This is a genomic window from Cellvibrio chitinivorans (genome assembly GCF_035117775.1).
Classification (GTDB): domain Bacteria; phylum Pseudomonadota; class Gammaproteobacteria; order Pseudomonadales; family Cellvibrionaceae; genus Cellvibrio; species Cellvibrio chitinivorans.
The window spans coordinates 285,279-308,014 of record NZ_JAYKKN010000001.1 but is presented as its reverse complement, the minus strand read 5'-3'; the positions used below and the strand labels follow the sequence as shown (position 1 = coordinate 308,014).

Below are 22,736 nucleotides of genomic sequence, written 5' to 3'. Positions count from 1 at the left end.
GGCTTTAAGCGGCCATTTGATCTATACACAGCGTTCAGTTTGGGGCAGGTGGCTGCTACCATTTGTTTATGCGAGCGCTGAATTTTGTGCCAAGTATGCGTTTGAAAGGGATAGAGAACGATGGAAAAGAAGGTAAAAATTTTGTTTATCGACCGGGAGCGAAGTGAATATCAGCTCATCGCCGAGGTCTTGTCGCAAGTTCGTCATGTAGAGTACGAACTGGCGTGGTGCGACCGCTTGGAATCCGCACTCACCAAGATTTTATCGCAAGAATTTGATGTGGCACTGCTCAACTATTATTGGGGCACTGCCAATGCGCGCGACTTGCTCAATGCCGCGCGCGTGCAAGCTTGCCAGACCCCGATTGTGGTGATGACCGATGAGATGGAAACCGAGGTAGACCGCGAGGCGATTCGCGCGGGTGCGGCGGATTATCTGGTCAAAGGGCAAATTAATCACCAGCTGCTGGAGCGCACTTTGCGCTATGCCATTGAGCGCAAGCGCACCGAGCAGCACCTCACCCGCCTTGCACATTATGATCCGCTGACCGATATCCCCAATCGCATTTTGTTCCTTGATCGGCTGGAACACGCGATCCATTTGGCCGAGCGCGACAATGTCAGTTTTACACTGATGTTCGTCGATCTTAACGGCTTCAAGCAGGTAAATGATAACTTCGGCCACGATGCGGGCGACGCGATTATCCGCATCTGCGCCGAGCGCTTGAATGCGTGCCTGCGCCGCAGCGACTCGGTTGCGCGTATCGGCGGCGATGAATTCACCCTGCTGCTACAGCACATCGCCATTAATACCGATGTCGCCCATCTCGCCGAAAAAGTCATCAAAACCATCGAGCAACCCGCAGATATCAACGGCCATGAAGTGGTGGTGGGTTGCAGTATCGGCATCGCCATCTATCCGCAGGCGGGGCGCGATGCCGATACTTTGCTGAAGCATGCCGATATGGCGATGTATAAAGCCAAGCAGGATGCGGGCAGCAGCTACCGTTTTTTTACCGAGGTAATGAATCAGGATGTGCGCCGTCAGCTGCGTCTGGAATCCGATCTGCGTGCGGCGCTGCGGCAGCAGCAATTTGTGCTGCATTATGTTCCTCGTGTGGAAGTGAGCAGCGGCAAAGTGGTTGCGTTGGAGGCCATGCTGCGCTGGAACAAACCGGGGCAGGGGCTGGTAGACGCAAGCGATTTTATCGCCACCGCGGAAGAGACCGGCATCATCAATGCGCTGGGTTACTGGGTGATTCGCCAAGCCTGTAACGACTTGAAATTACTGCAATCCTGCTGGGATGAGCCTCTGATGATGGCGATCAAACTCTCGGTGCGTCAATTCAAAGATGACAATTTGGTACATGAAGTTGCGCGGATTTTCGCCGATAACGATATCCAACCCGGCGATATCGAGTTTGAAATCACCGAAACTGTGTTTGCCGACAATATCGAGCTGGTGTCGCTGTGTATGCGTCCGCTGGCGTTTTTTGGCATCAATTTTTTGCTCGACAGCTTCGGCGCGGGAAACTCTTCGCTGTTGCATTTACAGCGCTTGCCGATCAGTACCGTCAAAATCGATTTGGGTTTCCTGCAGGAGTTAAATCGCAGCCATACCGACAAGCGCTTGGTGTCGGCGATGATTGCGCTTGCGCATAACCTGGGTAAGTGGGTAGTGGCCGAAGGGGTGGAAACCCGCGAGCAAAAAGAGTGGCTCAAGGAAATGGGCTGCGACCTTATGCAAGGCCAGTATTTTGCATCGCCCAAATCCTACGAGGATATTCTTGGCTGGCTGCAACTATCAGTTGCGCACCAGCATCTACGCCCTAATTGAGGCTCAGCTACTCGGCTGGCGGTCGAGTGTGCGGTAACTCAATGCTTCGCTGATATCCACTGTATTCACCTGCTCGCGCGCTGCCATATCGGCCAGTGTGCGCGCCAGTTTCAATACGCGATGGTAGGCGCGGGTCGATAAGCCCAGCTTCTCAATTGCCTGTTCCAGTAACTGCTTATCGGCGGGCATCAGCTCACAATAGCGTTCTAACTCGGGCGCACTGAGCTGGTGATTGGCCTTACCTTGGCGTGCAAGCTGGCGTGCGCGCGCCTGCTCAACCCGTGTGCGAATCACGCTGCTGCTATCGCCCGTGGTTTTATTGTGCAATTCCCCTTGGCGCAGGCTGCGCACCGGCACATGCATGTCGATGCGGTCGAGCAGCGGCCCCGAGATCTTATCGCGATAGCGTTTCACCTGATCGGGCGTGCAGCGGCAGCGATTGGCGTCGCTGCCGTGATAGCCGCAGGGGCAGGGGTTCATGGCCGCGACCAGCTGAAAGCGCGCCGGAAAACAGGCTTGGCTGCGCGCACGCGAAATCCGCACCTCGCCACTTTCCAGCGGCTCGCGCAGAACTTCGAGAACTTTGCGCGGAAATTCGGGTAACTCGTCGAGAAAAAGCACACCCGCATGGGAAAGTGAAATCTCACCCGGTTTGGGATTGCTACCGCCGCCAACCAGTGCAATCGCGGAAGATGTATGGTGTGGCGCGCGAAACGGGCGACGGCGCCCTTGATAATCCTGTCCTTGGGCGGCGACTGAATAGATCGCGGCCACATCCAGCATCTCGCGCTCACTCAAGCTGGGCAAAATTCCCGGTAAGCGGCTGGCAAGCATGGTTTTGCCGGTGCCCGGCGGCCCGTAAAACAGCAAATTATGGCCGCCGCTGGCGGCTATCTCCAATGCGCGTTTGGCGTGGGACTGGCCTTTTACATCGAGGATATCCAGCAGATTGTCGTCGAATTTGCCGCTATCTTGCGCCGCTTCGGCTTGTGGTAGGGCTTCGCGCTGGTGCAAATGCGCGCAGACTTGCAGAAGGTTTTCTGCACCAAAGACGCGCGTAATACTGCTGAATGCCGCCTCACGTGCGTTGGCTGTGCTAATTATCAAGTCACGTTCCGCATCCCCACAGGCGAGCGCTGCTGGCAGCGCTGCACTAATAGGGCGCAACTCGCCCGAGAGCGCCAACTCACCCAAAAATTCGTATCGCTCCAATTGCTCCAGCGGAATCTGCCCCGAGGCGGCGAGTATGCCGAGGGCGATGGGGAGGTCGTAGCGGCCACCTTCTTTGGGTAAATCGGCAGGTGCCAAATTGACGGTGATGCGCTGGGCGGGAAATTCCAGGTGGCTGTTGATGAGCGCGCTGCGCACCCGGTCTTTGCTCTCTTTTACGGCGGCTTCGGGCAGGCCGACAATCGAGAGGCTGGGCAGCCCGTTGGAGATATGAACTTCAACGGTGACCTGCGGGGCGTTGATGCCAAGTTTGGCGCGCGAGTTTACGATGGCGAGTGACATTGACGATCCTTGTGATTGTTTTTAAACGATTTTTTGGTGGTTTGGCGAGCAGTGCTACGTCTAAATCCCTGCGGCAATCTCGTCTGAACCTGTGCGCGACTGACTATAAAACAAGCTGATGGCCAAACACAATTGGCCAGTTGGCGTCAGTCTATTGTTCCAGTCGCGCCAATTGTTGTTCAAGCGCTTCCAGTTTTTGGCGAGTGCGCAGGAGCACTGCTGCTTGGGCATCAAATTCTTCACGCGTGACCAAATCCAAACGCGCTAATGCCGATTGCAATACCAAATGCAATTCCCGCTTGGGGAGCAGTTGGTCGCCTTGGGGAAGTTGGTTCTGGATTTCCTCTAATAGCCGTTGAGCCAGATCTTTGATCATAGGTGTGTTCCTGTTCCGGTGAATCCGTGCAGTTTACCCCTTGGTTTCCCTCATCGCACCCGCAGCCGTTAGTCGTGGCGCCTGATTTTTTGTTCTGGTGGCGATAAATGTGGCTTTTGGTGACTGTGTTCAAAACTGGTGCTGGCGGTTTGTTGCGTTGTTCAAAAATGGTGCAACACTTGTATTCGGGCTTGGATATTTTTTCTGTTTGCTTGATGTTTTATATCTAAGTTAATGATTTATATGGGTTTTATGAAATTGGCCTGCTCTGTGCAAAATCGCGAATGAACCAATTGTGAGGTTGGCACCCTGGTAGTTTGCCCCTCGATAGTCTTTCCGGTGCTTCCTGCATCTTGTGTGCGGGGATTTTTTTAGGAGCGCGATCAATGAAATTGGTAACAGCGATCATCAAGCCATTTAAGTTGGATGTGGTGCGTGAAGCACTCTCCGATATAGGTGTGCACGGCATGACCGTGACTGAGGTAAAAGGTTTTGGCCGTCAGAAAGGCCATTCCGAACTCTACCGTGGGGCAGAGTACGTGGTGGATTTTTTGCCGAAAACCAAAGTGGAGATTGCCATCTCGGACGCTGAAGCTGATTCAGTGGTCGAGGCCATCAGTAAGGCTGCTAACAGCAGCAAGATTGGTGACGGCAAGATCTTTGTATCTGATTTGGAGCAGGTGGTGCGGATTCGCACCGGCGAAACCGGCGACCAAGCGTTGTAATTCACTTTTAATAAACAGACGGGGAACAACCAATGGAAGAGAATATTTATCATCTTCAGTACGCGATGGACACCTTCTACTTTTTAGTATGCGGTGCCTTGGTGATGTGGATGGCGGCTGGTTTCGCCATGCTTGAGGCGGGTCTTGTGCGCGCTAAAAACACCACCGAAATTTTGACCAAAAACATAGTGCTGTTCGGTACTGCAAGCACCATGTATTTGGTATCTGGTTACGCCATCATGTACGGCGGCAGCTTCTTCTTAACTGGTATCGCCGATGTGGACGTTACCGAAACCCTGAAGAGCTTCGCTGAGCGCGAAGATGGTTTCACCGGTGGTTCTATCTATTCCGGTGCTTCTGACTTCTTCTTCCAGGTTGTGTTTGCTGCTACCTGTATGTCGATCGTATCAGGTGCTGTAGCTGAGCGTATGAAGCTCTGGGCATTCCTGTTGTTCTCTCTGGTAATGGTTGGTTTCATCTACCCAATGGAAGGTTCTTGGACTTGGGGTGCAGAAGGTGTATTCGGTCTGAACCTTGACGATCAATTCGGCTTCAAAGACTTTGCTGGTTCAGGCATCGTCCACATGGCTGGTGCTGCTGCTGCTCTGGCTGGTGTGTTGTTGCTGGGTGCACGTAAGGGCAAATACGGTCCTAACGGTGAAGTAAATGCAATCACCGGTGCTAACCTGCCTTTGGCTACTCTGGGTACATTCATCCTGTGGTTCGGCTGGTTCGGTTTCAACGGCGGTTCAGTATTGAAGCTGGGCGACGTTGCCAATGCTAACTCTGTTGCAATGGTGTTCCTGAACACTAACGCTGCTGCCGCTGCTGGTTTGATCGGTGCGCTGATTGTTGCTCGCTTGCTGTTCGGCAAGGCTGATTTGACCATGATTCTGAACGGTGCTCTGGCTGGTCTGGTTGCAATCACTGCAAGCCCTGATACTCCAAGTGCACTGGGTTCTGCTCTGATTGGTTTGGGTGCTGGTGTGTTGGTAGTGTTCAGTATTCTGGCGCTGGATAAAGTACGTATCGATGACCCGGTTGGTGCCATCTCTGTTCACGGTGTTGCTGGTCTCTACGGTCTGTTGGTAGTTCCATTCACCTCAGAAGGTACAACTTTCTTCGGTCAATTGATCGGTGCAGCTGTGATCTTTGCTTGGGTGTTCGCTGCAAGCTTGGTGGTGTGGTTCATCATCAAACTGGTTATTGGAATCCGTGTAAGCGAGGAAGAAGAATTTGAAGGCGTTGACTTGGCTGAGTGCGGTATGGAAGCATACCCAGAATTCACTCGCACCAAGTAATGCTAACCGCTCGCCGTTGCCACAGCGGCGGCGAGCAAATACCTTACCCGCTATAAAGTTGTTGTTGATGTGTGAAACTTGGGTGTATCTTTACTCTCACGTTTCCGGATTCAGGCAGATCGCGCACTGAGCTTCCGGCACCAGCATTCACAAGACTCCAGCAAAGGAATTAATAATGAAACTGATTACCGCTGTTGTAAAACCCTTCAAACTCGACGACGTGCGCACTGCATTGTCTGACGTAGGTGTGCAAGGCATGACCGTGACTGAAGTGAAAGGCTTTGGTCGTCAAAAAGGTCACACTGAACTGTATCGTGGTGCTGAATACGTTGTAGATTTTCTGCCAAAAGTAAAAATTGAATTGGCGGTAGATGATTCAATGGTTGAGCAAGCGGTAGAGGCCATCACCAAAGCAGCACAAACCGGCAAAATCGGCGATGGTAAAATCTTTATCGCTCCGCTCGATGAAATTATCCGTATCCGCACCGGCGAAACCGGTTCAGACGCTGTTTAATTGATCGGGTTCATTTGATGGGCGCGATTAGCGAATTTGTATCGCTAACGCAAATAAAAAACGTCGCTTGGTAGCGGCGTTTTTTTATGGCTGATTATTTGTTGTTGCGCAGGTGTTGCGGCAGGAGTTCTTGCAAGTTGGTGCGCAGCTGCTTAATAAAGCGGCGATGCTGAATGTAAAAATACGCGGGCAGACCAATCAGCATTAACAGTAATGCGCTGGTTTGTTGCGACATACCCAGCGCCGGGCGTAGCACCAACACAAAAACAAAGCACAGACAAATCATAATCAGCGCGCTGATTAAATTGTTGCGCCAGATTTTCATCTTGTGTTCGGCTGAAAAAGTATTTTGGTATGCCTGAGCAATCAGTGCTTGCTGTTCGGCGGCGGGCAGTGATGACAATTCAGGGAAATGTTTTGCAATATGTTTGAAATTCATAGGTGTAATAAATAAGCAATTAATGTGTGTTAACTAACCAAAAAAATCCTAACAATTGATGCTTTTTTGTCACTTTTTCTTGGGCCAGTTGCAGGCGCTAGACTTGGTAATAGTTAATAACTAAAATCCGCCGCGATGGCTGTCTGTAAGACAAAAAAAGCCTAAAAATTCATAGCCAATGATCATGACGTTTAAAAGAGTCTGCGCTATAAATTAGCCGAAGCCTTGAATGAAGCTCATTGGGCTTGGCAGAAATGAACAATACTAAGAACTCACATTGTACAAGTTTTCAGGTGACATTATGACTGATGAAGACCCCATTAACGACGACGATATTGACGAGACTGGCGTAGACGGGGAAGAGGACGCAGAAGACGCGGACGAGTCGCTCGATAGCGATGAGGCCAGTTTTTCTGGCGGATCATCCAAATCCAAAGCTGCGGCAGAATCCGAAGCGCTGGAAGATTTCAGTATCGCTTCACGCCAAAAGGCGCGCGATGAGCTGGAAGAGCAAATCGCCGCATTTTTAGCGAAGGGCGGAAAAATTAACGAAGTACCGGCGAATGTCACCGCCGATCCACCAAAAAAGCCGACCCCGGATTACGGTGGTCGTCCCATCTAAAAAGCACATTTTTACTATCGGCCCCGCATTGGGGCCGATTTGTTTTTAAGGGGTGTTAGCCCCGTTGGTTATTGCTGTAAATCCCTGGGTTTAAATGGCTGGCGCGGGCGGGTTTTTGCGCCGCTAAATACTGGATTTTTAACTACCCAGTTAAGTAGAATGACCGCTCTTTTGCGTAGGTTCGCAGCCGTACATCTGTCCGCTTTGCGAGCTGAAATCGTCTCGGGCGCGCCTGCACGTGACTTCTTCCCCTGCCATACGTTGGCCACATAACTAGAGGAGCTCTGTCGAGGTGAATGAACCGCGCGCCCTGCTGATTCTCAATAATCTGTCTAAAACCTATGGCAGTAACCGAGTTCTCGATAATTTCGACCTCACCATTTTTGACGGCGAATTTTTTACTCTTCTAGGCCCATCCGGTTGCGGTAAAACCACAGTGCTGCGGATGATCGCGGGTCTGGAAGAAACAGACACAGGTGTAATCCAGTTGGACGGTCAGGATATAGCGCCTGTACCCGCAGAAAAACGCCCGATCAATACCGTATTCCAAAGCTACGCGCTCTTTCCGCACATGACCGTGTTCGACAATGTCGCCTTCGGTTTGCGTATGAGTGGTGTGGCGAAAGAAGAAATCGCACCGCGCGTGATGGAGGCCTTGGAAATGGTGCGTTTGGGTGATTTTGCGCAGCGCAAACCAGCGCAATTGTCCGGTGGTCAGCAGCAGCGTGTAGCCATCGCCCGTGCAGTAGTGAATCGCCCCAAACTCCTGTTGTTGGATGAATCCCTCTCGGCGCTCGATTACAAACTGCGCCAGCAAATGCAGATCGAACTCAAACGCTTGCAGCGCAAGCTTGGCATCACTTTCGTCTATGTCACCCACGATCAGGAAGAGGCGCTGTCTATGTCTGACCGCGTAGTGGTCATGAACAAAGGCAAGGTGCAGCAGTTGGGTACTCCGCGCGAAATTTACGAGCAGCCCGCTAATTTGTTTGTGGCCAAGTTCATCGGCGAGATAAACCAGCTTGAAGGCGAAATCATCGAAGTTGATGGCAATCACGAATACGAAGTACGTGTTGAAGGTCTTAAGTGGCGCCTGCACGCCGAACACAATTTCAAAGTGGGCGATAAGGTCAATGTGCTACTGCGCCCTGAAGATGTGCGTGTTGAATACATTGATGATCCGCACCCCGACCAGTATCTGGTAGGCACAGTGGTAGAGCGCAACTACAAAGGTAAAACCCTCGATTCATTGATTCGTCTGCCATCCGGCATTGAAATGATCGCCAGCGAATTCTTCGACGAAGATGATCCTTCATTTGATTACAGTCTCAACCAAAAGGTCGCCATCAAGTGGGTGCCGGGCTGGGAAGTGGTACTGCCTTATGAAGCTTAATCTTGGCCCATTTCGCTTTTGGGCGATTGGACTTGCCAGTGTCTGGCTGACACTGTTTGTCTTTTTTCCCAATCTACTGGTAATTCTTACCAGTTTTCTAACACGCGATCCGCAGGCGACCGTCAGTTTGCCAATCAATGCAGATAGCTATGTGCGCACCCTCGATCTGCTCTATTTGAAGGTTCTGTGGGATTCGCTGCGCATGTCGCTGCTGGCAACCGTTGTGTGCTTGGTTATCGGCTATCCCTTTGCGATGGCGATTGTCAGCCTGCCCAAACGCTGGCAGCCGGTGATTCTGTTTTTGGTGATCCTCCCTTTCTGGACTAACTCGCTGGTGCGTACCTACGCTATCCAGTTCATTCTGGGTAATCAGGGGATTATCAATAAGTCGTTAATTGGCTTGGGGTTAATCGACAAACCGCTGCAATTGCTCTACACCCAATTCGCGGTAATCCTCGGCCTTTGCTACATCCTGCTGCCTTTTATGGTGTTGCCACTTTATTCAGCGTTGGAAAAGCTGGATGTGCGTTTACACCACGCCGCCAAAGACTTGGGTGCTAGCCCTTTGCGCCGGTTTTGGCATATCACTGTACCGCTCACGTCGCCCGGTATTGTGGCGGGTTGTTTGATGGTGCTGCTGCCATCGATGGGGATGTTCTACATCTCTGACCTGCTCGGCGGCGCTAAAAACCTGCTGCTCGGTAACGTAATTAAAACCCAATTTCTGCACACGCGCGATTGGCCGTTTGGCTCCGCGTTCAGTGTGATTTTGATTGTGCTGCTCGGATTTATGCTCTGGCTGTATTTCCGCGCTGCACGTTTTGTAAGCAAGCAGGGAGGTCTCGATGGCTCCGATTTTTAGATGGGGTTTCATGGGCCTGGTGCTCGCGCTTATTTACCTCCCCATTTTGGTGCTGGTGGTGAACTCCTTTAATGCATCCAAGTATGGTATTCGCTGGGGCGGTTTTACTTTTCAGTGGTATGAGAAGTTTTGGAACAACGATGGTTTGATGACTGCGGCGCTCAATTCCCTCACTGTATCCATAGTGGCGGCGAGTGCGGCGACAATCATTGGCACGCTTGCTGCTGTTGCATTACATCGTTACCAGTTCAAAGGTAAGGCGCTGCTGTCCTCGATGGTGTTTGTAAGTATGCTGACACCCGAGATTGTGATGGCAATTTCCTTATTGATTGTATTTATGACCTTGGGCATCAAGCTGGGCTTTGTCTCTTTGGTGATCGGCCACATCACTTTCTGTTTGCCGTTTGTGATAGTGGCGGTCTACTCGCGCTTGAAGGGGTTTGATATGAAAATGCTGGAGGCTGCGCGGGATTTGGGCGCATCTGAAAGCAGTATTTTCTGGAAAATTATCCTGCCGCTGGCATTGCCTGCAGTCGCGGCGGGATGGTTATTGAGTTTTACCCTGTCATTGGACGATGTGATCGTCAGTGCGTTTGTGACTGGCCCTGGTTATGAAATATTGCCGCTCAAGGTTTACTCCATGGTGCGGGTGGGTGTTTCGCCTGAAGTAAATGCAATCTCGACAATTTTGTTGGTTGTTTCTTTGACTCTGGTTGTTATTTCCCAACTTCTTTTACGTGAGGATAAATAAAATGAAAAAATGGTTGGCTCTAACCGCAGCACTTTTGATCAGTGGATGTTCCGATAAGCCTGAGACTCAGGCACCTGCAGAAACTACCGCTGCACCTGCTGCATCTGAAGCGGCTGCTCCCGCTGCTGGCCCGCAAAAAGTAGTGATCTACAACTGGACTGAATACATTCCTGCCGCTGTGTTGGAAGCCTTCACCAAAGAAACCGGCATCGAAGTTGAGTACGCCACTTACGAAAGTAACGAGGCGATGTACGCCAAAATCAAATTGATGGATGGCAAGGGTTATGACGTTGCTGTGCCGTCAACCTTCTACGTTGAAAAAATGCGCAAAGAAGGTCTGATTCAGCCAATCAAAAAAGACATGCTGGCGAATTACGGCAACCTCGACGCCAACATGATGAACAAGCCATACGACCCAAATAACGAATTCAGTGTTCCTTATTTGTGGGGTGCGACTTCAATTGCGATCAATGGCAATGATGTTGATGCAAGCCAGATTACCAAGTGGGCTGACCTGTGGAAGCCTGAATATGCTGGCAAGTTGATGATCATGGACGATGTCCGTGACAACTTCTACGTAGGTCTGCGTGTTGCCGGTTTCCAAAACAACAGCACCAATGAAGAAGAAATCAAAGCCGCGTATGAAAAGCTGAAAGCGCTGTGGCCAAGCATCAAAGTGATCAACTCTGACTCACCCAAAACCCCATTGATCCAAGGCAACGTCAGTATTGGTGCCATCTGGAACGGTGAAGCCTATATGGCACAGCAGGAGATGGATAATCTGCAATACATTTATCCTGAAGAGGGGGCGGTGTTGTGGGTTGATAGCTTTGTAATTCCAAAAGGCGCGGCCAACGTAGAAAACGCACACAAGTTCATCGACTTTATGCTGCGTGCTGAAAGTGCCAAAGCTGCTATCGAAGAATTGGGCTATGCCGCACCTAACACTGCCGGTATTGCTCTGCTCGATGAAGCGCTGCGCAACAACAAAACCGTATTCCCTGCCGCGGAAGATATTGCCAAGGGCAGCTTCCATCAGGACTTGGGCGATACCGTATTGGTTTACGAAAAATACTGGGAGTTGCTGAAAGCAGGCCAATAAGCTGCGATCAGATCGCCCACAACGCCAGCCTTAGTGCTGGCGTTTTTTTTGCGCAGAGTTTTACGGTACAGACTTGGGTTCGTCCTTCTATAGGTCAGAGTGTTATCATGACGGCCAATATTTGCTTGGTGTACTTCTATCATGACTTACTCTGCTGCGCGCCCGCTGCGTATCGCCACTCGTAAAAGCCTGCTTGCTCTTTGGCAGGCTGAATATGTCAAAGCTGAATTGGAAAAACATCACCCGGGTTTAGTGGTTGAATTAGTGCCATTAACCAGTCGCGGCGACAAAATTCTCGATGTGCCTTTGGCCAAAGTGGGCGGCAAGGGATTGTTCGTCAAAGAGCTGGAACAGGCGCTGTTGGAAGGTGATGCGGATATTGCAGTGCATTCCATGAAAGATGTGCCTATGGAATTTCCGGCGGGCTTGGGATTGTCGGTGATTTGCCCGCGTGAAGATGCGCGCGATGCTTTTGTCTCCAATCGTTTTAATTCACTCAATGACTTGCCTCAAGGCGCGGTAGTCGGTACTTCTAGCCTTCGTCGCCAATGCCAGTTATTGGCTTATCGCCCGGATTTGCAGATTAAATTTTTGCGCGGCAATGTGCAGACGCGCTTACAAAAATTGGATGATGGCGAATACGATGCAATTATTCTCGCGGCCGCAGGTCTGATCCGATTGGAATTGCAGGCTCGCATTCGCGCTTTCATTACTCCCGAACAAAGCTTGCCTGCGGGCGGGCAGGGCGCTGTGGGAATTGAGTGCCGCATCGACGACGCAGCAACAATCGAATTGCTGAAGCCTTTGCACCATCAAGCGACAGCCGAGCAAGTCTTGGCAGAGCGCGCTATGAATCGTCACCTGCAAGGCGGCTGCCAAGTGCCTATCGCCTGCTATGCTATTCATCAGGGCGAAGGTTTATGGTTGCGCGGTTTGGTTGGTTCGCCCGATGGCAATCAAATGCTGTTTGATGAAATTTCCGGTTCAGTTGCCGATGCCGAAAAAATGGGCATTGAGCTGGCCGAGCGGCTGCTCGCGGCTGGCGCCGATAAAATTCTCGCCGAGGTTTACGCCAGCGCGGATTAATTATGGCCAGTTCAGCGCAAGACTTTCGTGTAGTTATCACCCGGCCTGAAGCGCAAGCGGCACCTTGGGCTGAACATTTGCAAACGCTGGGTTTTGAGTGCGCGCGAGTCAATCTGTTAGATATTGTGGCCGTTAGCGACGAACAAAAAATTCGGGCGATCAAAAACAAAATTCTGGATTTTGATCTCTACCAAAAGGTGATTTTTGTCAGTCAGAATGCCGTCGATTGCGGTATGACATGGCTTGAAGATTACTGGCCGCAGTTGCCAATCGGAATCGATTATTTTGCGGTGGGTGCTACAACAGCAAAAAAATTGGCTGATTACGGCGTTCGCGTGCAGGATTTGGCCGTTAGCAATAGTGGCGGTATGACCAGCGAAGATTTGCTCAATGCTGAACACTTGCAAGATGTTGATGGCGAAAAAATTCTTATTTTTCGCGGCTGCGGCGGACGCGGTCATCTTGCTGAAAAGCTGCATGAACGTGGTGCCTGGGTCGATTATTGTGAGTTGTATGAGCGAGTGCTGCCAGCGCAGGCACCAGAACAATTATTACAATTGATGACAGATACCAAAGCGGCAAGCACCAATATTGTAATGAGTTTACATAGCGGTGAGAGCCTGCAAAATTTATTGGCAGCGCTAGCGCAGCTTACGCCGGCGCAACAGCAATCGCTTTCAACATGGCTGCGTAATTTGTTTGTGCTGGTTCCCAGTCAGCGAATTGCTGACACTGCGCAAGCAGCTGGGTTTGCGCGAATTATCCGCGCTGAAAACGCTACCGATAGTGCCATGACAGCGGCCTTGTTAGATTTTTGTCGCACACAAGAGTGCATTTAATTACAGGATTAACACAGTGACTGATACCGAACCGACAATCCAGCCGTCAACCAATACTGACCCAGTATCTACGCCTACATCGTCATCTGCTTCTTCTGCGGGAAATTCAGTCGCATCAGCGACAGACAAGAAAAACGCAGCGAGTTTTGCGCTCTTGTGGTTTTTTGTGGTGTTAATTGTCGCCGCCTTATTTTTTGGCGGTTTCTATAGCTGGCAGCAAACACAAAGTCAGCAGCAATTGATTGAAGAGCTGCGCGCGCAGGTCGATCAAAAAATACAAGAAGCAGAAATTCGTCAGCAGGTAATGGAAGATACCTTGGATAAAGAATTTGTTGAGCAGCAATCGGCTATTCAATCCAGTTTGAATGATATGGCAGAACAATTGGATAACAATAACGCGCGCTTGCTGTCGCTCTCCAGTGTGAATCGCGATGAGTGGAAGTTGCAGGAAGCGCAGTATTTACTGCGCTTGGCAGATCAACGTATTCTACTTGAAAAAGATAGCCAAAATGCCTTGGCCTTAGCGCTCTCTGCTGATGATGTGTTGCGTGAAATTGATCAGGCTGATTTGATGGGCGTGCGCAAATTGCTGGCAGAAGAAATTTCAGTATTGAAGTTGGTGGGAGTGATTGACCGCGAGGGAATTTATCTGCGTCTATCCGCTGTCTCCAACCAAATCGATGCCATTCCCTTTATCACTCCATTGGGTGCACAAGAGTCACTTTTGGAAGAAGAAATCGTTCCTGAAAACGAAACCTTCAAACAAAAAATGACGCGCTATTTTTATGGCGTTCTGCACAAGTTGGGTTCCTATGTGCGGGTGCGTGATCACGGTAAAACAATCAATGCGGTATTGCCGCCGTCTGAGCAAAAATATTTGCAGCAAAATTTACGTTTGATGTTGGAGCAGGCGCAGGTTGCGTTATTGCGTAATGAAGAGGGAATTTATCAGGAGAGTCTGGTGAAAGCGCAAAACTGGATTAACCAATATTACAGCCTCAATGAAAAAGCAACGGCGGTATTGGAAGAGTTGCAAGCGTTGCAGCAAGAAGAAGTTGCACCTGATTTGACCAACTTTAGCAACTCATCTGCTGCATTAGCCGAATATATCGCCAAGCGTGAAAAAATGGCTGCAGTTCGTCGCGGGGTGCGCTAATGAGACGTCGTCTGTTAAAAGCCATTGCCTTTGTTCTACTCGCCTGTGCGCTGGTATTTCTGCTTTGGCGCGGTGATGGTTATTTGCTGATTGCCTATGGCACCAAAACGATAGAAATGACCCTTTGGGTTGCTGCACTTATGGTGGTGTTGCTTTATCTGGCGTTGTGGTTTTTGCGCAAATTACTGTTTGGCAGCGTGGAAATGGTGCGTCGTTTCCGCGAGATATTTTTATTCGGCAGCGTTGAGCGTGCGCAAAAACGTGCCGCAACCGGCATGGTTGATTATCTCACTGGTGATTGGTTTGCTGCGCATAAGAAGCTGGTGCGCACCATGGATAAAGTAGAGTATCCACTTGCAAATTATATTGCAGCAGCGCGCAGCAGTTTTGAAATGGGCGACGAGGCTGAGGCTGACAATATTCTCGACAAGGCACTCGCTATTCATCACAGCGAACTACCTGTTGCATTGACGCGCGCGCGTCTGCATGTACAGGCTGGGCGTTATGAGCAGGCGATAAGTATTTTGAAACCTATCGATATCAAAATGCCGCGTCAGCCAGCGGTATTGGATTTAATGCATCATATTTATATCGCGCAGAAAAATTGGCGCGCGCTGGAAGAAATGTTTCCGGCAATGCGCAAAGCAAAAGTATTGTCCAATGTTGAGTTTGAAGAATTAGAAGTTCTGCTTGCCTGTGAAAAAATGAAGTCGCTTAGTAGCCAGTGTAAATCACTGTTGATCGCTGAGCGTATGCCCATGCTGCAAAACCTGTGGAAGTCTTACCCGCGTGCAGTACAAAAATTACCAGCTGCAATTGCTGCTTACGCACAAGCGCTGATAGAAAATTATCAGGATCAGGAAGCGGAAGTCATTATTCGCAAAGCGCTTTCCAATAGTTGGTATGAGCCTTTGGTGAATTTATATGGCCGCTTACAAGTAAAAGAAATACACAGCCAAATCCGCACTGTAGAAGCATGGCTGAAAAATAAACCGCAAGACCCTGTACTGCTGTTGACCATGGGGCGTTTGATGCTGCGCAATCAGCAGCCCGAGCTTGCGCGTGAATATTTCCAGCGCAGTTTAAATGTACACAAAAGTCTGGATGCGAGTATGGAAATGAGCCAGTTGCTGGAGCAATTGGGTGAGCATCAACGTGCAAGTGAATACTATCGCCTGAGTATTGGTTTGGCGGGGCAAGAACAAGACAGTGAGAAATCGGGTAACTAATTGAGCCGATTATGAAAGAGACTCTGCGCGAACGGATTTACAGAATTATTTTTGGTACGGACACCCCTGCAGGCAAACTCTTTGATGTTTTATTGATTTATACAATTCTGTTAAGCGTCGCTGCATTGATGATTGATTCCGTCGAAATCATCAATCAGCGTTACGCTCCTTATCTCACCGCCATTGAATGGTTTTTTACCCTGTTATTTACCATTGAATACGGTGCACGCATTTATTCATCTCCCAACCGTTGGCAATATATTAAAAGTGCCTACGGCATTGTGGATCTATTATCGATTCTCCCTTCTTATCTCGGATTATATTTCACCGATATCACCTATCTGTTGGTGATTCGTTTACTGCGTGTGTTGCGAATTTTTCGTGTGCTCAAACTTATTCATTATTTGGATGAAGCTAATGTACTGATTCGTTCGCTGTTTCAGGCGCGACGAAAAATTTCGGTTTTTTTCTTTGTGGTTATTGTGTTTGCAACAATTTTCGGTTCGATCATGTACGTGGTTGAAGGGCCGGCCAATGGTTTCACCAGCATTCCGCGCAGTATCTATTGGACGATAGTCACAATCACAACGGTAGGTTATGGCGATATAACACCACAAACGCCGCTCGGGCAGGTAGTTGCGTCTTTGGCGATGCTAACAGGTTATTCGATTATTGCGGTTCCAACTGGAATTGTGACTGCAGAACTAGCACGTGAAATGCGACGCGATGAGCTGTTAGTTAAATGCCCTAACTGTGGTAAAAAAGGGCACGAACGGGAAGCTGATTATTGTTCTCGTTGTGGTAGTGAATTAAACAAACCAACGGAAGACGACTGATTAGATTTCTCCTCAAACTCAACTAGCGTCTTACCACTTTTTAACAATCCTATTCAATCCAAAACTCTATACTGAGCGAGTATCATTTTTCGATACATCGATCCTCTTTGGAGTTTTCTTGTGGTTTCCACTCCTGAATTAATTTCTATTAATGACAAGCGCGCTTTCTGGCGCAGCGTGATTGTATTGTCATTACCTGTAGCTGCGCAGATGTTACTGCAATCCTTGCTCGGTATGGCAGATGTCATCATGGTTGGTGGCTTGGGTGCAAATGCTATTGCCGCTGTGGGGCTGGCTGCAAAAATCCAGTTTTTATTGCTGGTCTTGATGAGTGGTCTGGCGACCGGTTGTAGTATTTTGATCGCGCAGTACATAGGTGCAAAAGATTTTGCCAGTTGCCAACGCACGCTCGCAGTGACTTTATTGGTTGGCACCTTGGTGATGATTCCGTTTGTTTTTATTTTCGGTTTTGCATCCAATACCTGGGTTGGATGGATTAATCCCGATGCGCAGGTGGTATCGCTTGCGGCGCAATATCTCATCATTACCGCTCCCGCATTATTGTTTACCCAGTGGGTTGTGATTTACGAGGCATCGCTGCGCGCGCTGGGTAGTACAACCATGCCACTAGTTGCCGGTGTGTTTGCTGCAATTTTAAATATCCTTGGAAACTATGCATTAATTTTTGGCAACTGGGGTTTTCCTGCGTTGGGTGTGGCGGGCGCAGCTTGGGCAACTTTGGCTTCGCGTGCATTGCAGTTGCTGATTGTAGTGGGTTGGGTTTACGCAAAAAAACACGGTTTTGCTTTAAGCATTGCACAGTTGCGAATGGGGTTGGATAAAACCCAAATTCATCGCTACCTTGCGTTTTCAATGCCGCTGGTTGCTAACTATGCAATTTGGGCAGTGGGAAATTCTACCTATCATTTGGCAACGGGTTACGCCGGTACTGAAGCCTTGGCGGTGATGGGTGTGATAGTCCCGATTGAGAGCGCATTTTTTGCATTGTTTGTCGGGCTTGCCAATGCATCTGCAGTTTTAATCGGACGTGAATTGGGTGCAGGCAATAATGATACGGCTTGGCATCTGCATAAATTTTTTGATCGGATTACTTTTGTATTGCTGCTGGTGTTCTGTGCATTGTTGTGGTTTTTACGCCCCTTGCTCTTGAACATTTTTGACCAGCTAAGTGAATCGGCAACAGATTTATTACTCGGCACTCTGGGCGTTTTTTGTTTGCTGGTGTGGGTTAAAGTAATCAATATGATGCGTATCATAGGTGTGTTGCGTGCTGGCGGTGACAACCGTTTTACCCTAATCACCGATACTATAGTCATGTGGGTATTTGGCTTGCCAATTTATATTGCTGTCGTCTTCCTCACCAAAATATCGTTCATCTATATTTACGCGCTGATGTTTTTAGAGGATGGTCTGAAATTTATTCCGGTCATAAAACGCATCGCCAGCCGCAAGTGGATGAATAATCTTGCCAAAGCAAATTAATATGGTGATTAGAGCAGGAAACTAGAGTGCATAGATTTAACCTTATAGATGCCAAGATATTACTTGGTCTCGCTTTTACCGAGCGAGGCAGTGCAGATTCTTGTACTGAGTTATTAGCCTGTTGTGCAAAAATTGACGGGAAAATTTTGAAGTTGGATGAGCTTGCTGAAGCCTTTAATAAATTTTTGTATACCAGTGTGATTGCGATAGAAGGTGAATCTGTCGCACTTACCCAGTTTGGCTGGGAACTTATTAATCAGCTTCGTGGCAAATTGGGGGAATATGCTCCTGTAAAACAATTGCATGAGTCTCTCTATAAAGAGTTATCGAGCTATAAATTAAAAAGTATGTGCAATCGAACTGTATGGACGCCAGCGCAGTATCAGCAGGCGACAGCTGATTTGCAGATAATAAAAAATGTCATTTAAATTAAATTTTAAAAATAATCAGTAATCTAAAAAGGAACTGGTCGTGTTGATTAAAGTTGATGATTTGCGTGGCCCGGAAGTTGCACTCTTATTGACAGAGCATCTGGATGATATGTACGCGGTATCTCCTCCGGAAAGCGTTCATGCTCTGGATTTGGATAAATTACGCAAGCCGGAAATTACTTTTTGGTCAGTATGGGATGGTGAAAGTCTGGCTGGTTGTGGCGCATTAAAGCAGCTGAGTGAAGACCATGCAGAAATTAAATCCATGCGCACATCCAATCTTTATCGCGGCAAGGGTGTCGCCATCAAGCTGATGGAGCATATATTGTCTGCGGCGAATGAGCGCAATTACAAACGATTGAGTCTTGAAACAGGAACACAGGATTTTTTTGAGCCAGCGCGAAAACTCTATGAGCGCTTTGGCTTTGAATACTGCGGGCCATTTGGCGATTATGCCGAAGACCCTTACAGTGCGTTTATGACTAGGTTATTGCGCTAAGCATTCTAACTTAATGTAAAGCGCCGCAATTATGTTGCGGCGTTTTTGTTTGGCTTAATGATGTTTTCTTAGGCTGATAATTTGTCCCTAAACATAAAAAATACTGCGCCCAACAAACACAGGCCTGCCCAAAGATAATCCAGTTTTAATGGCTCTTTCATGTAAAACACAGCGAAGGGGACGAATACGCTTAGGGTGATGACTTCTTGCAATATTTTTAACTGCCCGACACTCATAACTGTGTAGCCAATACGATTTGCAGGAACTTGCAGGAGGTATTCAAATAAAGCGATCCCCCAGCTGACTAGTGCGGCGATGATCCATGGCTTTTGGTTTAGTTCTTTTAAGTGCGCATACCAGGCAAAGGTCATAAAGATATTGCTGCAAAACAAAAGCCCAATGGAAATAATGGATGGATGCATCTTTTGTTCCGCGCGTTAAGAGTTTTGTTGTAACTTGGCTTGGGCGATATCGATTTTTTTACCAGCAAAATAAGAGCTGATAATACTCAGTATCCAGCTAGCTAATAAAATCCATTTTCCTTGATCCCAATAAGGTGAATTAAATAGAGATGCGTGCAGGCTGCTCCAGAGGTGGCCGATATCAACTGCATAATTGCCTTTAGCTGCTTCAGCAGCTAGTTGTCGGTTAAGTGCAATTGCAGTATCGAATAGGTTTTTGAAAATCATTACGATGATTAGCGTTGCAGGCACCGCGAAAATAAAACCGCGAAAATAATGCCGTAAGAAAAATAAGCCTGCGCCGGGGAATATCGTTGCCGATAAAATAGCAGCGCGCATGGCCGTGCTGAGCGGTTTATTCGAATTGGTTGTGTTCATCGCTTTTCGTCAACTAATTGAATTTTGGATTTTTAATTAAAACTTTATTTTTCAGCTACCAGTTGTTCCAGTCGATAAAACGCCTGCCCATCTTTGCCGAGTGTATCAACCAGCCAAGGCAATGCTTCTTCCATCGCACCCCAGAGAGTCCAGGGTGGATTGATCACAATCATTCCGCTTGAAGTCATGCCGTGTTCAAAACTGTCGGCGTGTAAACCAAACTCCATCAATTGAATATTTTTAATGCCGGATTTTTTTAACGCCAATTCCATTTCATCAATGCGCTGGCGCAACACAACTGGATACCAGATCGCGTAGGTGCCAGTGGCAAAGCGCTTGTGTGCCTGCACAATTTGTTTTACCAAATGCTGATAATCATTTTTTACTTCATAGGATGGATCAAGCAAAACCAATGCTCTGCGATCAGGCGGCGGCAGCAAAGCTTGCAAACCGGCAAAGCCATCTTCGTGTAATACCTTGACGCGTTTATCGCCGCGCATAGCATCGCGCACAAATTGAAAATCTGCCGGGTGTAATTCATGCAAATACAGGCGATCAATTGCACGCATTAAGGTTTGTGCGATAAGCGGCGAGCCAGGATAAAGTTGTAATTGCTCGCCATTGTTCACTGTGCGCACCAATTCGTTCAGTTTTGCAATTGCTGCAGGCTGCTGTTTGGTTTCCCATAGCAGGCCTATGCCGTTGTCAAATTCACGATTTTTTTGTGCCTGTGGGCCAGATAGTTTGTAAACACCAGCGCCTGCATGGGTATCAATAATGCGCAGCGGTTTATCTTTTTGAGTCATGTACTCCAGCATGTGAATTAATACGCTGTGCTTGAGTACATCGGCGAAATTACCGGCGTGAAAACCATGGCGATAGCTGAGCATAAAACAATTCCAACAGAGGGCTATTCAGGCTGCACGCTCTATGAGTATTCGCGCACAGTGCAAAGAGCTGAATTATAGCTATCCTAAGGAACAATTACCCCTACAAGATTGTCACTAAATTAGCCTTTTAGCCCTGGGGTTTAGCGGTTAAAGTAGCGCTTGACTCCACCCATTAAGAAGATTCCGGAATTGCTGACTTCTGTCTCCACCTTTGCGCGCGGATTCGCGCTTCTGCTTGCGCTGATAGCATTGCCCCTGCTGGCTGCCGAGCCTGAAATCGAGCTTGAGGGCGGTACAAAGAGCCTGCGCGAGAATATTCTTCAACATATGTCGATTGCCGATGAAAGTTGCAAAACGCCCATGTGGCGTTTGCATTCATTGCTCGCCGATGCCGAAAGTGAAATTCAAGCGGCCTCCCAAGCCCTGGGTTATTACGAGCTTGAATACGATGCGGAATTGCACAACGAAAAAGATTGCTGGGGGTTAAAGATCGCTCTTACTCCCGGTGACCCTGTGTTGGTGAAAGAAATTCGTATAGAAATTCATGGTGAGGGCAGGGAAGATAAAATTTTTAACGATATTTACGAGAAGCCCGGAATTAAAGTGGGTAATCGTTTAAATCATGGCCGTTATGAAACTTTGAAGGCCCGCTTTGGTACACGGGCATCTATGCATGGTTATTTTGATGCGGAATTTCAGCACTCACAAATTTCCATCGATACCAAAGAAAAAACTGCCATCATTGAATTAATTTACAACACCGGTGCGCGTTATCGCATTGGCGAAATTAGATTGCGTCACAACATTTTGCGCGATGATTTTTTGCGGCGCTATTTTAATATCAGGGAAGGCGACTATTACGATTCGGATGAGTTGCTGGAGTTGCGTAATATGTATAACGCCAGCAATTATTTTGCTATCGCAACTGTCGCGCCCGATATGCAGGCGCTGAATGATGAAAAGGCTCCTATCGATATACATTTAGAAGCGCGTAAGCGCCGTGAATACTCTGTGGGTCTTGGCGCTGCAACCGATACGGGGCCGCGTGTGACTTTGGGGTTTGATGATCGCTATGTGAATTCGCGCGGTCATTCTATAGCGGCGGATATTAATGCAGCCGAAAAGAAAACCTCAGCGCTGCTTGCCTACACTATTCCCATGCGCCGCCCCGCCTATGAATTTCTGCGAGTTTATACTGGATATGATCGGGAAATTACCGATTCCAAACGCAGTTATAAAGATACCTATGGTACTAGCTACACTCATTATCAAGACAACAAATGGCTGCAAACCTACGCGCTGGATTTTGAACAGGAAGATTCAACCATCGGCGCTAATCCTGAAACCAGAACTAATCTATTGGTTCCCTCGGTGGCTATTACGCGCACGAAAACTGATGGCGCACCCTATCCCTTATGGGGCTGGTCGGTGTTGGGTAAATTATCCGGTTCACCGGAAAGCTTGGGGTCTGATTTCAGTTTTGTGCAGCTTTATCTGCGCGCAAAATATGTAAAAGGCTTTTCTTTCGGGCGTATTTTATTGCGCACAGAATTGGGCTCGACTCAGGTGGATGATTTTAGTGAAGTGCCTGCATCGGTACGCTTTTATGCTGGTGGTGATGCGAGTGTGCGTGGTTACGACTATGAATCGCTCGGGCCAACAGAAGAAGTAATGCAGCCTGATGGCACCATGAAAGAGGTTGTAGTCGGCGGTAATAATTTATTGGTTAACAGCATCGAATACGATTATTTATTTAAAGATACCAAATGGGCCGCAGCTGTATTTTTTGATGCAGGTAATGCGGCAAATGATACCGAGATTGATGTAATGCGCGGTGCCGGTGTAGGTGCGCGCTGGATTTCTCCTATAGGCCCGATTCGTATGGACGTTGCCAAAGCGCTTGATGGCGATAAAGGTTGGCGTTTACATATCACCATGGGGCCAGATTTATAACCACATGGATATTGAATAGATTGGTTATTAAACGAATTGATA

Annotated in this window: 24 protein-coding genes; 18 read left to right on the top strand and 6 right to left on the bottom strand. The window is 48.4% G+C overall.

Translation table 11 applies throughout. The features are described 5' to 3' along the window. Window positions 1-120: 120 nt before the first annotated feature. The gene (locus tag SPL68_RS01335) at window positions 121-1,836 is read left to right on the top strand and encodes an EAL domain-containing protein (RefSeq protein WP_323813262.1); all 1,716 of its coding nucleotides are present in this window, start codon (window positions 121-123) and stop codon (window positions 1,834-1,836) included. A gap of 3 nt (window positions 1,837-1,839) precedes the next feature. Here the strand turns inward: SPL68_RS01335 and SPL68_RS01330 are convergent, their stop codons facing one another. After that, window positions 1,840-3,348 carry a YifB family Mg chelatase-like AAA ATPase gene (locus SPL68_RS01330; protein ID WP_323813261.1) on the bottom strand — a complete coding sequence of 503 codons (1,509 nt, stop codon included), beginning with the start codon at window positions 3,346-3,348 and terminating at the stop codon, window positions 1,840-1,842. Window positions 3,349-3,499: 151 nt separating this feature from the next. Further along, window positions 3,500-3,724: an accessory factor UbiK family protein gene (locus tag SPL68_RS01325; RefSeq protein ID WP_323813260.1), complete on the bottom strand. Its 225-nt coding sequence runs from the start codon at window positions 3,722-3,724 to the stop codon at window positions 3,500-3,502. A 386-nt stretch (window positions 3,725-4,110) separates the two neighbouring features. On the opposite strand from SPL68_RS01325, the gene SPL68_RS01320 reads away from it, so the two are divergent. From SPL68_RS01320 to SPL68_RS01310, 3 genes are all read left to right on the top strand, one after another. Next, window positions 4,111-4,449, top strand: coding sequence for a P-II family nitrogen regulator (locus SPL68_RS01320; RefSeq protein WP_323813259.1), 339 nt, complete (start codon window positions 4,111-4,113; stop codon window positions 4,447-4,449). A 32-nt stretch (window positions 4,450-4,481) separates the two neighbouring features. Next, a complete protein-coding gene (locus SPL68_RS01315) occupies window positions 4,482-5,750 on the top strand; it encodes an ammonium transporter (protein WP_323813258.1) in 1,269 nt (422 codons plus the stop codon). A 175-nt stretch (window positions 5,751-5,925) separates the two neighbouring features. Then, window positions 5,926-6,264 (top strand): P-II family nitrogen regulator, encoded by a 339-nt coding sequence (locus tag SPL68_RS01310; protein ID WP_007639554.1) that lies wholly within the window; start codon window positions 5,926-5,928, stop codon window positions 6,262-6,264. A 94-nt stretch (window positions 6,265-6,358) separates the two neighbouring features. On the opposite strand, the gene SPL68_RS01305 is transcribed toward SPL68_RS01310, so the two are convergent. Then, window positions 6,359-6,703 carry a hypothetical protein gene (locus SPL68_RS01305; protein WP_323813257.1) on the bottom strand — a complete coding sequence of 115 codons (345 nt, stop codon included), beginning with the start codon at window positions 6,701-6,703 and terminating at the stop codon, window positions 6,359-6,361. A 301-nt stretch (window positions 6,704-7,004) separates the two neighbouring features. Between SPL68_RS01305 and SPL68_RS01300 the strand changes: the two genes are divergently transcribed. From SPL68_RS01300 to SPL68_RS01240, 13 genes are all read left to right on the top strand, one after another. Beyond that, a complete protein-coding gene (locus SPL68_RS01300) occupies window positions 7,005-7,325 on the top strand; it encodes a hypothetical protein (protein ID WP_323813256.1) in 321 nt (106 codons plus the stop codon). A gap of 292 nt (window positions 7,326-7,617) precedes the next feature. Then, on the top strand, window positions 7,618-8,718 hold the full coding sequence (potA, locus tag SPL68_RS01295; protein WP_323813255.1) for a spermidine/putrescine ABC transporter ATP-binding protein PotA: 1,101 nt from the start codon (window positions 7,618-7,620) through the stop codon (window positions 8,716-8,718). Further along, complete coding sequence (gene potB, locus SPL68_RS01290; RefSeq protein WP_323813254.1) at window positions 8,708-9,580, top strand: spermidine/putrescine ABC transporter permease PotB; 873 nt, start codon at window positions 8,708-8,710, stop codon at window positions 9,578-9,580. The genes potA and potB overlap by 11 nt, the downstream gene beginning before the upstream one ends. After that, window positions 9,564-10,331 (top strand): spermidine/putrescine ABC transporter permease PotC, encoded by a 768-nt coding sequence (gene potC, locus SPL68_RS01285; protein ID WP_323813253.1) that lies wholly within the window; start codon window positions 9,564-9,566, stop codon window positions 10,329-10,331. The genes potB and potC overlap by 17 nt, the downstream gene beginning before the upstream one ends. Window position 10,332: 1 nt before the next feature. Then, window positions 10,333-11,433, top strand: coding sequence for an extracellular solute-binding protein (locus SPL68_RS01280; RefSeq protein WP_323813252.1), 1,101 nt, complete (start codon window positions 10,333-10,335; stop codon window positions 11,431-11,433). Window positions 11,434-11,574: 141 nt separating this feature from the next. After that, window positions 11,575-12,519 (top strand): hydroxymethylbilane synthase, encoded by a 945-nt coding sequence (gene hemC, locus SPL68_RS01275; protein WP_323813251.1) that lies wholly within the window; start codon window positions 11,575-11,577, stop codon window positions 12,517-12,519. A 2-nt stretch (window positions 12,520-12,521) separates the two neighbouring features. Further along, the gene (locus tag SPL68_RS01270; protein ID WP_323813250.1) at window positions 12,522-13,358 is read left to right on the top strand and encodes a uroporphyrinogen-III synthase; all 837 of its coding nucleotides are present in this window, start codon (window positions 12,522-12,524) and stop codon (window positions 13,356-13,358) included. A gap of 16 nt (window positions 13,359-13,374) precedes the next feature. Next, on the top strand, window positions 13,375-14,514 hold the full coding sequence (locus SPL68_RS01265; protein ID WP_323813249.1) for a uroporphyrinogen-III C-methyltransferase: 1,140 nt from the start codon (window positions 13,375-13,377) through the stop codon (window positions 14,512-14,514). After that, on the top strand, window positions 14,514-15,743 hold the full coding sequence (locus tag SPL68_RS01260; protein ID WP_323813248.1) for a heme biosynthesis protein HemY: 1,230 nt from the start codon (window positions 14,514-14,516) through the stop codon (window positions 15,741-15,743). Before SPL68_RS01265 ends, SPL68_RS01260 begins: the two co-directional genes overlap by 1 nt. Before the next feature lie 11 nt (window positions 15,744-15,754). Next, window positions 15,755-16,579, top strand: a complete 825-nt coding sequence (locus SPL68_RS01255; protein WP_323813247.1) for an ion transporter — start codon at window positions 15,755-15,757, stop codon at window positions 16,577-16,579. A gap of 120 nt (window positions 16,580-16,699) precedes the next feature. Then, a complete protein-coding gene (locus SPL68_RS01250; protein ID WP_323813246.1) occupies window positions 16,700-18,082 on the top strand; it encodes an MATE family efflux transporter in 1,383 nt (460 codons plus the stop codon). Between the two features lie 26 nt (window positions 18,083-18,108). Beyond that, window positions 18,109-18,510, top strand: a complete 402-nt coding sequence (locus SPL68_RS01245) for a hypothetical protein (RefSeq protein WP_323813245.1) — start codon at window positions 18,109-18,111, stop codon at window positions 18,508-18,510. A gap of 43 nt (window positions 18,511-18,553) precedes the next feature. Then, window positions 18,554-19,012: a GNAT family N-acetyltransferase gene (locus SPL68_RS01240; protein WP_323813244.1), complete on the top strand. Its 459-nt coding sequence runs from the start codon at window positions 18,554-18,556 to the stop codon at window positions 19,010-19,012. Window positions 19,013-19,080: 68 nt separating this feature from the next. Here the strand turns inward: SPL68_RS01240 and SPL68_RS01235 are convergent, their stop codons facing one another. From SPL68_RS01235 to SPL68_RS01225, 3 genes are read right to left on the bottom strand one after another with little or no spacing between them, the layout of a single operon-like run. Beyond that, window positions 19,081-19,434: a DMT family protein gene (locus tag SPL68_RS01235; RefSeq protein ID WP_323813243.1), complete on the bottom strand. Its 354-nt coding sequence runs from the start codon at window positions 19,432-19,434 to the stop codon at window positions 19,081-19,083. Window positions 19,435-19,449: 15 nt separating this feature from the next. Next, window positions 19,450-19,851 (bottom strand): hypothetical protein, encoded by a 402-nt coding sequence (locus SPL68_RS01230; RefSeq protein WP_323813242.1) that lies wholly within the window; start codon window positions 19,849-19,851, stop codon window positions 19,450-19,452. A gap of 44 nt (window positions 19,852-19,895) precedes the next feature. After that, window positions 19,896-20,741 (bottom strand): 23S rRNA (adenine(2030)-N(6))-methyltransferase RlmJ, encoded by an 846-nt coding sequence (locus SPL68_RS01225; RefSeq protein ID WP_323813241.1) that lies wholly within the window; start codon window positions 20,739-20,741, stop codon window positions 19,896-19,898. A gap of 159 nt (window positions 20,742-20,900) precedes the next feature. Here SPL68_RS01225 and SPL68_RS01220 point away from each other — a divergent pair, with 159 nt between their 5' ends. Further along, a complete protein-coding gene (locus SPL68_RS01220; RefSeq protein ID WP_323813240.1) occupies window positions 20,901-22,694 on the top strand; it encodes an autotransporter assembly complex protein TamA in 1,794 nt (597 codons plus the stop codon). Window positions 22,695-22,736: the final 42 nt, after the last annotated feature.